The organism is Spiribacter onubensis (assembly GCF_040838425.1).
GTDB lineage: Bacteria > Pseudomonadota > Gammaproteobacteria > Nitrococcales > Nitrococcaceae > Spiribacter > Spiribacter onubensis.
The window spans coordinates 367,988-380,906 of record NZ_JBAKFI010000001.1; the positions used below are offsets into that span (position 1 = coordinate 367,988).

The following is a 12,919-nucleotide window of genomic DNA, read 5'->3' on the forward strand; positions in this document are numbered from 1 at the left end:
ATGAATTCCAATGCCGTTATCACCCTGCGACGCCTGTTGCCCGCCCTGCTGCTGGCGGCTGGCCTGAGCACCGCCCAGGCCCAGGAGGCCGAGGTCCTCGCCGAGATCAATGGCGAGCCCATCACCGAGCGGGAACTCGATCTGCTGGTCGAACAGCAGACCCAGGGCCGGTCGGACATCCCGCCCGCCCAGCGGCGACAGTTCCTGCAGGAGTACATCAACCTGATGCTGCTCGCCCAGGCCGGAGCGGCCGATGGACTGGGGGACAATCCCGAACTGCAGGCCCAGCTCAACAACAACCGGCGGACTTCCCTCGCGCAGGCCTTCGTCCGGCAGCTGACCACAGAGGAACCGGTGGACGAGTCGGTGATGCGGGAGCGCTACGAGGCAGAGTATGGCGGCGACACCCCGCTTGAGTACAAGGCACGCCATATTCTAGTCTCGGAGCGCGATCAGGCCGCAGGGATCATTGATCGACTCCAGAACGGCGAGGACTTCACCGATCTCGCGCGCCAGTACTCCCAGGATGGCAGCTCCGAGCGCGGCGGTGACCTTGGCTGGTTTGCCGCCGGCGACATGGTCGCGCCGTTTGCCGAAGCCGTGGCGGGCCTGGACGCCGGCGAGCTGACGGCGGAGCCCGTGGAGACCCGGTTCGGCTGGCATGTCATCCGCCTCGACGAGACCCGTGAGACGGCCGCACCGGCGTTTGGCGACGTCGCCGGTCAGCTGCGCATGCGCATCATCAACGAGCGTATCCAGGAGCGGCTGGCGACGCTGCGCGAGAATGCGAACATCGACTACGAGGCCTCGTGGGCCGCACCCGATAACGAGTAGCGGTACCGGGTGGACTCGGGCCGCCCCATGGGGCGGCCTATCCCGTCAACTCCTCGAACCCCGCCTCATCGAGCAGCGTCACGCCAAGCTGCCCGGCGCGATCCCGCTTCGACCCCGGATCCTCGCCCACGACAACATAATCGGTATTACCCGAGACACTGGAGGTCACCCTGCCGCCCAGCGCCTCGATTCTTGCCCGCGCCTCATCCCGGGTATAGCCCGACAGCGCACCGGTGAGCACGAATGTCTTCCCCTCAAGCCGTCGCCCGCCACTCCCCTGGTCAAACGCCTGCGGCCCGGGCCAGGTCACGCCCGCGTCGATCAGGCCATCGATCACCTCGCGGTTATGCGACTGGCCAAAGAAGCGACGGACAGCTTCGGCCACCACCGGTCCGACGTCAGGCACCCGGGTGAGGGACTCCTCGTCGGCCCTCATCAGCGCCTCGAGGCTGCCGAAATGCTCGGCGAGACTGCGTGCGGTCACCTCACCGACCTGGTTGATCCCCAGGGCATAGAGGAAACGCGGCAGCGTGGTCTCGCGGGATTCATCGATGGCCTGGAGCAGATTGTCCGAAGACTTCTCGCCCATCCGCTCCAGGCCGAGCAGATCGCTGCGGGTCAGGCGATAGAGATCCGCCGCCGTGCTGACACGCTCCCGCTCGACCAGTTGCTCAATGAGCTTTTCGCCCAGGCCATCGATATCCATGGCGCGGCGGGAGACGAAATGCATGAGCGCCCCCATGCGCTGCGCAGGGCAGTAGAGACCGCCCATGCAGCGATGCGCCGCCTCGTCGTCGATCCGCACAACCTCCGAGCCACAGACCGGACACTGCGCCGGCATCGACCAGGGCGTGGCATCCTCGGGTCGGCGTGACTCGATCACGCTCACCACCTCGGGAATGACGTCGCCGGCCCGGCGCACCATCACCATGTCCCCTTCGCGGACATCCTTGCGGTGGACCTCATCGAGGTTATGCAGTGTGGCGCGGCTCACCGTGACACCACCAACTTCCACCGGATCAAGATCGGCAACCGGCGTGATGACGCCGGTGCGTCCCACCGACGGGATGATGGCCTCGACCCGGGTGGTGGCCTCCCGGGCCGGGAGCTTGTGAGCCAACGCCCACCGTGGCGCCCGGGCGGTGGTACCGAGAGAGCGCCAGGCTCCCCGGTCATTGACCTTGTAAACCGCACCATCGATCTCATAGTCGAGAGAGTCACGATCCTCGATCAACCGGTCGTGGTAGTCCATGCACCCCGCGACGCCGCTCACCTTCTCGACCCGCTCATTCACACGGAACCCCCACTGTCGGAGGACGTCAAGCACGCCGAAGTGGGTCCCGGCGAGGGTCCGGCTGCACTCGCCGATACCGAATACGAAAAGCGTCAGCGGCCGTCTGGCCGTTACCCGCGAGTCGAGCTGACGGAGACTGCCCGCCGCCGCGTTCCGGGGATTGGCGAAGGGCTTCTCCCCCCGGGTGAGCCGCTGGTCGTTGAGTCGATCGAAGTCACTGCGCCGGATGACCACCTCGCCGCGGACCTCGACGCGCTCCGGTGGCTCGTCGGTCAGCAGCACCAGCGGGATGCTGCGAATGGTACGGGCATTGGCGGTGATGTCCTCACCCACCCGGCCGTCCCCCCTTGTCGCCGCACCGGCAAGCCGCCCCCGTTCATAAGTGAGATTGATCGACAGGCCATCCAGCTTCGGCTCGCCGACATATTCGACGCGCTGGACGTCGAGGGCCTCGCGCAGGCGCCGGTCAAAGTCCTCCAGCGCTTCCTCGCTGAAGGCATTGGCAAGGGAGAGCATGGGCTCGCCATGGGCCAGCTCGGCGAACTCGGCCAGGGGCTCGGAACCCACCCGCTGGGTCGGCGAGTAGGCGGTCTGCAGATCGGGATACTCGCGCTCGATCGCCTCGAGCTCGGACATCAGCCGATCGTACTCGGCGTCGGAGATCTCCGGGTCGTCCAGGACGTAGTACCGATGGTTGTGGTACTCGATCTGTTCGCGGAGCGTCTCGGCGCGACGCGCCGCGCTGTCGTGATCTTCCGCCACGTCGCTTAGCTCCGGCGCCGACTGCGGCTGGCGAGATGCGCCCGGCGGCGGTACTCCAGCAGTTCCTCGCGGATGTGCTCGATGGCCTGGGTGGTCAGATCGCAGCGACGGCCGTCGAGCAACTGTCCGCCCAGCGTGTCGGCAAGACGCCGCGCGGTGGTGAGCATCTGCTCAAAGGTCGCCAGCCCGTCGAACGGACCGGGCAGTTGCATGATCAGCACGACCCCCGGCGTCGACACCGAGGCGGGATCCTGTGCGTCGAATGTACCCGGCTCGATGATGTTGGCCGCCGTGAAAAGCGCAACCGTACCCTCGCCGGTATCCAGACCGCGGCGGAAGATCCCTTGGGGGGTGAGGCGCAGCCCCGCGGATTCCAGAACGGCGGCAAGATCCGCGCCGTTGTACTCGCGTCCGGTCGGCGCCATCACCGACAGGGCGATGACCTTCTCTTCGCCATCGATATCCGCCGGCATCGACTCGACCGGCGGTGCCGCCGGTTCCGGAGCAGGCTCCGGTTCCGGCGGGAAACCCAGGTCGAGTTCGGGCTCTTCCACGGGCCCAGCCGGAGCCGAGGGTGCCGCCGGCGAGGGGGCAGGTGCCGGTTCAGGTCTCGGGGCGGGCGCCGGCCGCTGTTCCGCGGCGGGCCCGGCAGCCGGCTGCTGACGGCCCCGGGCTCTCAGGAATGCCGGGATCGGGGGATCGGCCGGGGACGGTTCCGGCTGCGGTGCCGGTTCATCCCTGCGGTGATGGTGGGGGCTGACGCTCACCTCCTCCGCCACGGGCTCCTCGGGCGCGGCCCGTTCCGGCGGCGCGGCGGGGTCTTCCGGCGCCGTGCCTCCCTCGCTCACGACCCGTGCCGGCCCGAGGATCCCATCGTTATCGGATCCATCATCACCCCCTCTGTCCGCCACCGGTTCGATTGGATCCACCGTCAACGGATCGTCGGCATCGATATCCGGTTCGTCGTAACCGGCGAATGGCTCCCGCTCGGTCGATGTCCGGCGCCGCCAGGGCGGCCCGTCCCGGCGCCAGTCCTGCAGTCGGGCATAGCCATAGACCCCGACGATGATGACGACCCCGAGCCCCAGTAAAATCCAGCGCAATTCATCCATGCCAGTGTCCGCTCCAGTAACCGGCGTCAGGTTGCAACGCCGCTCGTCTTAACTCAAGCATCCGCCGTGGCCATCTCCACGGCGGATTCCACATCAACGGCCACCAGCCGGGAAACGCCGGGTTCCGCCATGGTCACGCCGGCGAGATGGCTGGCCGCCTCCATCGTGGTCTTGTTGTGCGTGATGACGATGAACTGCACACGGGCCGACATCTCACGGAGCAGATCACAGAAGCGCCCCACATTCGCCTCGTCCAGCGGTGCATCCACCTCGTCCAGCATGCAGAACGGAGCCGGATTGAGCTCGAAGATCGCGAATACCAGCGAGACCGCCGCGAGCGCCTTCTCGCCCCCCGATAACAGGTGGATGTTGGTGATCCGCTTGCCCGGCGGGCGCGCCATGATCGTTACGCCCGTCTCCAGCAGGTCATCCTCGGTCATCTCCAGAAACGCCTCACCGCCGCCGAAGAGACGGGGGAATAGCCGCTGCAGCCCACTGTTGACCTTGTCGAAGGTCTCGCGGAAGCGGGCGCGGGTCTCCCGATCGATCCGCTGAATCGCGCTCTGCAACGTCTCCAGCGCCTCGGCCAGATCCGATTGCTGCTCGTCCAGATAGCCCTTGCGCTCCGCCAGCGCCCGATGCTCGTCAATCGCCGCCAGGTTGATCGGACCAAGACGGCGAATGCGGCTGTCGAGCCGTTCCAGTTCGACCTCCCAGTCCGCCTCAGTGGCCTGCTCAGGCAGTGCCTCCGCGGCTTCCGCCTGATTCACATCGATCGCGTCGAGCTGCTCCTGCTGCGTGGCCAGCCGCGCTCCGGCCTCGGTGTCCCGGTGGCGCGCCGACTCGGCCGAATCGCGGAGTTCCGTCACCGCCCGTTCCGCCGCCATGCGCTCCTGATCAAGTCTGCGCAGCGACGCCTCGGTTTCCTCGAGGCTGCGTCGCGCTTCAGTCAACTCGCCTTCCACGTCCACACGGCGGGCCAGTCGTTCCTGACGCTCGTTCTCGAGGCCCCCTTCCGGATCATCCACGGCGTCAAGCGCCGCCTGGAGTTCCTCGCGGCGCTCCTCATAGCGTGAGCGCTGCCGCTCGAGCCGCGCAATGGCCTCGTCCATCGACTGGCGCGCGGTTTGTGCGCTCTCCAACCGAACGGCCAGATCATGGCGACGGTCGCGGGCCGAAGCGGCATTCTCGCGGGCCTCATCGAGCGCTGCCTGGGCCGATTCGCAGCTGGCCTCCAGCGGACGCTGCCGCTGCTCCGCGGTCTCGGCTGCAGCAAGCGCTCCCTGGAGCCGTTCCCGGGCCTCGCGAATCGCCGCGTCGGCGCTCACCATGGCCTCCCGCAGCTCGGCGGCCTCGCCCTGCAGTGCCTCGAGGCGTTGCCTGCGGGCATCCATCTGCGCCTGCTCGGATTCCAGCCGCGCACGCTGCGCCGCCAGATCCCGGTCAATGGCATTGCGCCTGTCGATTTCCGCCTCGAGCCGATCATCCAGATCCTCGAGCTCCGCATCCTGCCTCGCCAGCTCCGATCCGGCTTCGGCCACCGCTTCCTGAACTCGGGCGATGGCCTCCCCCGCTGCGTCGATCTCGCGTCTCCTAGCGACCACGCCGGCCTCCGGATTGTCCGCCACGGCCATCAGGCGCAGCCAGTGATGGCCGTGCCAGTGACCGTCGCGCGTCACCACGGAGTGCCCCAGAGGCAGACTCGCCAGCAGGGCGCGCGCCTCGGCGTCATTGTCCGCGGCATGAACGCCGGCCAGCAGATCGATCAGCGCGTCCGCTCCGCGGACATAGCCGGCAAGGGGCTGCCCGCTGGCGCCGGCGTCGTCCGGGCCAACGGATCCCGCTTCCTGAAACAGCATGACCCGACCGCTGGCGGGCGCAGTCAGTGACCCGGCAGAGAGCTGATCATCCCCGGCTTCAACCGCCTGGAGCGCCTCGCCAAGCACCATTTCAAGCGCAAGTTCCCAGCCGGGCTCGACATCCAGTCGATCGGCGAGCCGACGGCCGGGATCCAGGTCGAATCGGGCGAGCCAGGCGGCGACATCCTCCCTGGCGCCGAGCGCCGCCTCCTGCAGGGTCTCCAGCGAGGCCAGACGCGCCTGCTGCTCGCCGAGCTCAGTGCGACGGGAGGCCAGCCGCTCGCTTGCTTCGTCGCGCTCGTTCCGTCGGTCGCTGATGTCGACCTGCAGGCGTTCGATCCGCTCATCCAGATCCGCCCGCTCGGCCATCAGCCCGTCAATGGCCGACCGAAGGGCATCCAGCGGCGCGGTATCAGCCTCCGTCAGCGACGCAAGTTCACCGGCCACACGTTCACTGCGCCGCTGCTGATCGAGCTGCCGTGCCTCGAGCTGCTCGATTCGGGTACGCTCCACCTGGGCGCGACGCTCGGCATCGACGCGCTCGTCGGTCAGTGCATCACGCGCCGCCCGGGACTCATCCATCCGACGGCGCGCTTCCGCCACAAGCGCATCGGCCTGCCCGAGTGCGGCGTCGGCCTCGGCAAGCTCCGGCTGCAGGGTGGCAAGCCGGTCATCGAGAACGCGCTGCTTTTCTCGATCCTGCTCGAGCGACTGCGTGTTCTCGGCGATGGACTCGCCGATGCGGGTCAGCTCGCGCCGGCTATCCTCGCGGATCTGCCGGTTGTGGCTGATGCGCTGCTCCAGGCGCGCGATATCCGAGCCAAGCTGGTAGTACCGTCCCTGGATGGCGTTAAGCCGGTCGCTTGCCTCGGACTGACTGGCCCGCAGGGACGTTATCTCACGCTCGCAACGGCGCTGTTCCGCGAGCCGGGCCTCCAGGGCGTTATTGCGTTCGACGAGTTCCGACTGGATCCTGGCGCGCTCGGCCTCAAGTCCTCGGATTCGCAGGATCAGCAGCTGGGCGCGACGCTGGCGCTCTTCGTCCTTGAGTCCGCGGTAGCGCTCCGCCGTCTCCGCCTGTTTGGAGAGCTTGTCCAGCTGCCGGCTCACCTCATCACGGACGTCCTCCAGACGCTCGAGGTTCTCGCGCGTATCGCGCATGCGTCGTTCGGTCTCCCGTCGACGCTCCTTGTAAAGGCTGATGCCCGCCGCCTCCTCGAGATAGGCACGCAGCTCCTCGGGCTTGGCCTCGATCAGACGGGAGATCGTGCCCTGTTCGATGATCGAGTAGCTCCTGGGCCCCAGGCCGGTCCCGAGGAATACATCGGTAATGTCACGTCGTCGGCAACGACTGCCGTTCAGGTAGTACACCGACTGGCCGTCGCGATTGACCTGACGGCGGACGGCGATCTCGGCGAAGGCCGCGTACTGGCCGCCGAGGCTGCCGTCGGCGTTATCGAAGACCAGCTCGATACTGGCCTGGCCGACCGGTTTGCGGCTGCCGGAGCCGCTGAAGATGACGTCGGCCATGGAGCCGCCACGCAGATGCTTCGCCGAGCTCTCCCCCATCACCCAGCGCACGGCATCGATGATATTCGATTTGCCGCAGCCATTCGGGCCGACAATGGCCGTTATCCCCCCGGGGAGAGGTACCGGCGTGGAGTCGACGAACGATTTGAAGCCGTTGAGGCGGATTCTGCTGAGCCGCATTGACGCTTGTGGCCATCCCGCGCTGAAGCGTCAAAAATACCCATTTTGGCGGTCACTGGGAAATGCCGCGGTGTCGAATGCCTCCGCTAGCCGTTGTCTCCGCGGCCCAGGCGGCGGTAGAGCGTGCTCCGACTGATGCCAAGCGAACGTGCCGCGGCACTGTAGTTGCCATCATGGGCTGCGACCGCCGCCTCCATGCAGCGCCGTTCGGCGGCCCGCAGATCATCGGACGCGCCACCGACATCGAGCGGCACCGGTGCCGTATTCGCCATGAGGGTTTCCGGCAGATCGGCGATGTCGATGGGCCTGCCCGGCTCGCGCAATGCAATGGCCGTGCGCAGCACGTTATGCAGCTCGCGCAGATTACCCGGCCAGTGGTGGCCCAGCAGTTTCTCCCGGGCGACCGCTGACAGGGCTGCCTGAGGATCTTCATCGGCGATGAACCGATCAATCAAGCCGGCCAGATCCGCCCGCGAGCGCAGCGATGGCAACTGGATCCGCAGACCGCAGAGACGGTAGTAGAGATCGGCACGAAAGCGTCCCTCGGCGACCATCGCGGCCAGATCGCAGTTGGTGGCGCTGATCAACGAGAAATCCACCTCGCGTGGTGCGCCCCCGCCCACTGGCAGAACGCTGCGCTCCTGGATGACCCGCAGCAGTCGGGTCTGCAGCGCCAGCGGCATATCACCGATTTCGTCGAGGAACAGCGTCCCGCCGTTGGCCTCCATGACACGCCCGTCGGCGCCACTGGCACTGGCGCCGGTAAAGGCGCCCGGGACATAACCGAACAACTCCGCTTCGGCCAGTCCCTCAGGAATCGCCGCACAGTTCACGGTCACGAGTGGTCCGTCGGACCGCGGACCAAGCGCATGCAGCGCCCTTGCGGCCCACTCCTTGCCGGTCCCGGTCTCCCCCTCGATCAGCAACGGAATCCCACGTGCGAATACGCGCTGCGCCCGCTGCAGCGTCTCCGCGACCGCGGGATCACCGGCATGCAGCTCGCTGAACTGATCCTGGCTGCGTGCGTGGCCGGCATCCGCGAGGTGGACGGAATGGGCGGCACCGTGCTGCTGAGGCTTGATGACCCGGACACAGACCGTGATTCCGGTGGTTGTCCGGATCATCTGCGAGATCGAGTCACCCCGCAGGAGGTGCTCCAGTGAGCCTTCGAACAGGGCCTCGAACCCGGTCCCCGGCGCCAGATTGGCGAAGTGCGAGCGGGCCACCGCGTTGAGGGCGAGGAGTCGACCGTCCCCATCCACCGCGGCGATCCCTTCGCCGAGGGTGCCCAAGAGCTCTGGTCGGGCATGGAAATGCAGATAGATGGCCTCCGGGAACTCGGCCGCCAGCATGCGGTTCTCGATCATCCGGGCACCCATGCGCACGAGCCCGAGGGCATGGAGCTGTCGCGCCGGCTGATCACCGGAGACATCGAGCAGGCCGATGATCCCGCCGCCCGGATCACGGATGGGCGTTGCCGCACAGGTCAGGAACGTATTGCACTCGAGGAAGTGTTCGGGCCCGTGAACGGAGGCACAGCGCCCCTCGGCCAGAGCGACGCCGATGGCGTTGGTGCCCCGGGCCCCTTCCCCCCAGCACGCACCGGGCGAGAGCGCCACCTGACGGCTGCGCTCGCGGAAACCCGGATCGCCCTGGCGCTCGAGAATCACCCCATCGGCATCAGCCAGCAGCACCGCGCTACCGCTGCCGGCGATCTGCTGATGGAGGTTCTCCAGCTCCGGAAGGGCGAAGGCGATGAGCCGTTCGTTCTCTTCACGGGCAAGTTGCAGCGACACCGCATCGAGCATGGCGTCGGCCGCGCAGAGCCCCGGCGAGAGACCCGCACGCTGGACCCGTTGCCAGGAGGCCCCGACCCCATCGGCGGCACCAGGCGGGGAGACATCACCCGCCAGTAGCTGGCGACGGACGTCCACCAGCTCCTCACGGCCGCTCAGTGGCCGATCGTCCATGGCCTCCTCCTCTGTCGCATTCTGCAACAGGTTGTCCCAACTCGGCACATTGCCTGCGGACTCTTTCCGGCCCGTTTCGCCAAGAGGATCGCCTCAAAAAACGCTCATGACAAGGGGATAGGTACTGGCACGCCATACTGGCCCGGATCTTGCGACGTTATCGGCCGTCGCCCCATTCGGGGGAACGACAGGATGAATAACGGAGGAGAAAGCATGATCTACGCAAACCCCGGAAGCAGCGATGCCATCGTCAGCTTCAAGAGCCAGTACGGCAACTTCATCGGTGGCGAGTGGAAGGCCCCGGTGGATGGGGAATACTTCGACAACCCCACGCCGGTCACTGGCCAGACCTTCTGCAGCATTCCCCGCTCCAAGGCCGCCGACATCGAGCTCGCCCTGGACGCCGCCCACGCCGCCAAGGACGCCTGGGGGAAAACCCCGGTCGCCGAGCGCGCGGTGATCCTCAACCGCATCGCCGACCGCATGGAGGAGAATCTCGAGAAGATCGCGGTGGCCGAGGCCTGGGAGAACGGCAAGCCCGTACGTGAGACACTGGCGGCTGACATCCCGCTGGCCATTGATCACTTCCGGTACTTCGCCGGCGTGATCCGCGCCCAGGAAGGGACCATCGGCGAGCTGGACAACGATACCGTGGCCTATCACATCCACGAGCCACTGGGTGTGGTGGGGCAGATCATCCCCTGGAACTTCCCGATCCTCATGGCGACCTGGAAGATCGCGCCGGCATTGGCCGCCGGCAACTGCATCGTCCTGAAGCCTGCGGAACAGACCCCGGCCAGCATCCTGCTGCTGGTGGAAATGATCGCCGATCTGCTGCCAGCCGGCGTACTCAACGTAGTCAACGGCTTCGGTGCCGAGGCCGGCAAGGCCCTCGCCTCGAACCCGCGCATCGCCAAGGTGGCGTTCACGGGTGAGACGACCACCGGCCGGCTGATCATGCAGTACGCCTCCGAGAACATCATCCCGGTGACGCTCGAACTGGGTGGCAAATCCCCCAACGTGTTCTTTGACGACTGTTTCGCTGCGGACGACGGCTTCCGCGAGAAGTCGCTGGAAGGCTTCGCCATGTTCGCGCTCAACCAGGGTGAGGTCTGCACCTGCCCGTCGCGGGCGCTGGTGCAGAAGTCGTTCTACGGCGACTTCATGGACGCCGCCCTGGATCGCGTCGGCCGCATCAAGACAGGCAACCCCCTGGACACCGACACGATGGTGGGCGCTCAGGCCTCGCGCGATCAGCTCGAGAAGATCCTGGCCTACCTCGACATCGGCCGGCAGGAAGGCGCGAAGGTGCTCGCCGGTGGCGAACAGCTCGAGCCCGGCGGTGATCTCTCGGGTGGCTTCTACGTCCAGCCTACGGTATTCGAGGGCCGCAACTCGATGCGGATCTTCCAGGAGGAGATCTTCGGGCCGGTGGTGTCGGTTACGGATTTCAGCGACATGGACAATGCGCTCGAGATTGCCAATGACACGCTCTATGGCCTGGGTGCCGGCGTGTGGTCGCGCAGCGCCCATACCACCTACCGGATGGGCCGCGGTATTCAGGCCGGGCGGGTCTGGACCAACTGCTACCACCTCTACCCCGCGCATGCGGCGTTCGGTGGCTACAAGCAGTCGGGCATCGGCCGCGAGAACCATCAGATGATGCTGGCCCACTATCAGCAGACCAAGAACCTGCTGGTCAGTTATAGTCAGGCTCCGATGGGACTTTTCTAAACGTCTGACGGCCGGATCAACGGGGACGGCTGCTGATCTATGCAGCCGCCCCCGTTTTCCAATAGGGAGGAGAATCATGACGGAAGCCACAAGCCAGGTCAGCGCAACCCCGGCGGCGGAGGCACTCATTGCCGAGCTGCGTGAACGCCACGGCCCGCTCGTGTTCCACCAGTCAGGTGGCTGCTGCGACGGCAGCGCCCCCATGTGCTACCCCCGCGATGAATTCCGCATCGGCGCACATGACGTCTACCTCGGCGACATCGGCGGCGAGCCCTTCTATATCGGCGGAGCGCAGTACGAGCGCTGGGCCCATACCAATCTGATCATCGACGTCATCGAGGGACGCGGCTCCGGCTTTTCCCTCGAGGCCCCCGAGGGCAAGCGTTTCCTGACCCGCTCCGAGGTCTGCAGCATTCCGGCGTCTGGCTAGCTGCCGGCGGCGAGGAAACCGCGGATACGCTCCAGCGCCTCAGCGAGGCGGCTGGTATCGGTGGTATAGGCAAACCGCAGATGGCGCTGCGGAGCGGTCCGCTCGAAATCGAGCCCGGGTGTCACGGCAACGCCGGCCTGCTCGAGCAGATCCTCGGCGAACGCAAAGCTGTCATCGCACAGCGACGACACATCCGCGTAGAGATAGAACGCACCCGCGGGATCGCCCGGTATGTGGAAGCCCAGCGATCGCAGTGCTGGCAGCAGGAAGTCGCGGCGCTGGCGGAATGCCGCCCGTCGGGATTCGAAAATCTCCAGCGCCTTTTCGTCAAAGCAGGCGAGCGCGGCATACTGCGCCGGGGTTGAGGCGCTGATGAACAGATTCTGCATCAGCTTTTCGGCAACCGGCGCCCAGTCCCGCGGAACGACCATCCAGCCCAGCCGCCATCCGGTCATGCCGAAATACTTCGAGAAGCTGTTCACCACTGTGGCGTCCGGCGCATGCTCCAGCGCCTGGGCGGGATCAGCCCCGTAGTGAAGGCCGTGGTAGATCTCATCGACGATCAGACCGATGTGGCGCCGCTGCGCAAGCGCCGCGAGCCCCTGAAGGTCTGCCGCGCTGGCCAGGGTGCCGGTTGGATTGCCCGGCGAGCCGACCAGCATCGCGGCGGTTCTGTCATCACAGGCGTCTGCGGCCAACCCCGGCGTGAGCTGATAATCGGTCCCGGCATCCACCCGAACGGCCCGCGGTACCGCGTCCACCAGCTCGACGAAATTGCGATTGCAGGGATATCCCGGGTCCGGCAGCAGGACATTGCGACCCGGATCGGCCAGCATGGCGAGCGCCACCACCAACGCCCCGCTCGCCCCCGGCGTAATCAGTATGCGACCGGGATCAATGGCCAGTCCGTAGCGGCTCCGATAGTGCCCGGCGATGGCCGCGCGCAGCGCTGGCAGACCCGCCGCCGGCAGATAGCCGGTATGTCCCTGGGTCAGGGCCTGCTCACCGGCAATCCGGACCGGCTCGGCGGTGGGAAAATCCGGTTCGCCGATCTCCATGTGCACGATATCCCTGCCATGCGCCTCAAGCTCCCGGGCACGGGCGAGCAACGCCATGACATGAAACGGCTGAATGCGATGACTGCGGGCGGATAGCGTCGGGAGCGTCACGATAACCCCGGGAAGTCGGCCTGAAGACAATACGCTATGATGCCG

At 66.6% G+C, this 12,919-nt stretch carries 8 protein-coding genes; 3 read left to right on the forward strand and 5 right to left on the reverse strand.

What is annotated here, in order from left to right; all coding sequences use genetic code 11:
- The gene (locus V6X63_RS01880; protein WP_367966905.1) at positions 1-834 is read left to right on the forward strand and encodes a peptidylprolyl isomerase; all 834 of its coding nucleotides are present in this window, start codon (positions 1-3) and stop codon (positions 832-834) included.
- A gap of 37 nt (positions 835-871) precedes the next feature.
- Here V6X63_RS01880 and ligA read toward each other — a convergent pair whose 3' ends face one another.
- From ligA to V6X63_RS01900, 4 genes are all read right to left on the reverse strand, one after another.
- On the reverse strand, positions 872-2,890 hold the full coding sequence (ligA, locus tag V6X63_RS01885; RefSeq protein WP_367966906.1) for an NAD-dependent DNA ligase LigA: 2,019 nt from the start codon (positions 2,888-2,890) through the stop codon (positions 872-874).
- A gap of 5 nt (positions 2,891-2,895) precedes the next feature.
- Complete coding sequence (gene zipA / locus V6X63_RS01890) at positions 2,896-4,002, reverse strand: cell division protein ZipA (protein ID WP_367977986.1); 1,107 nt, start codon at positions 4,000-4,002, stop codon at positions 2,896-2,898.
- A gap of 53 nt (positions 4,003-4,055) precedes the next feature.
- Positions 4,056-7,571, reverse strand: a complete 3,516-nt coding sequence (gene smc, locus V6X63_RS01895; protein ID WP_367977987.1) for a chromosome segregation protein SMC — start codon at positions 7,569-7,571, stop codon at positions 4,056-4,058.
- An 86-nt stretch (positions 7,572-7,657) separates the two neighbouring features.
- On the reverse strand, positions 7,658-9,541 hold the full coding sequence (locus tag V6X63_RS01900; RefSeq protein ID WP_367977988.1) for a sigma-54-dependent Fis family transcriptional regulator: 1,884 nt from the start codon (positions 9,539-9,541) through the stop codon (positions 7,658-7,660).
- Between the two features lie 213 nt (positions 9,542-9,754).
- Here V6X63_RS01900 and exaC point away from each other — a divergent pair, with 213 nt between their 5' ends.
- Together exaC and V6X63_RS01910 are read left to right on the forward strand one after the other, a co-directional pair.
- A complete protein-coding gene (gene exaC / locus V6X63_RS01905; RefSeq protein WP_367966910.1) occupies positions 9,755-11,275 on the forward strand; it encodes an acetaldehyde dehydrogenase ExaC in 1,521 nt (506 codons plus the stop codon).
- A gap of 76 nt (positions 11,276-11,351) precedes the next feature.
- Complete coding sequence (locus V6X63_RS01910) at positions 11,352-11,705, forward strand: DUF779 domain-containing protein (RefSeq protein ID WP_367966911.1); 354 nt, start codon at positions 11,352-11,354, stop codon at positions 11,703-11,705.
- On the opposite strand, the gene V6X63_RS01915 is transcribed toward V6X63_RS01910, so the two are convergent.
- Positions 11,702-12,874, reverse strand: coding sequence for a pyridoxal phosphate-dependent aminotransferase (locus V6X63_RS01915; RefSeq protein ID WP_367966912.1), 1,173 nt, complete (start codon positions 12,872-12,874; stop codon positions 11,702-11,704). The genes V6X63_RS01910 and V6X63_RS01915 overlap by 4 nt on opposite strands.
- Positions 12,875-12,919 lie beyond the last annotated feature (45 nt).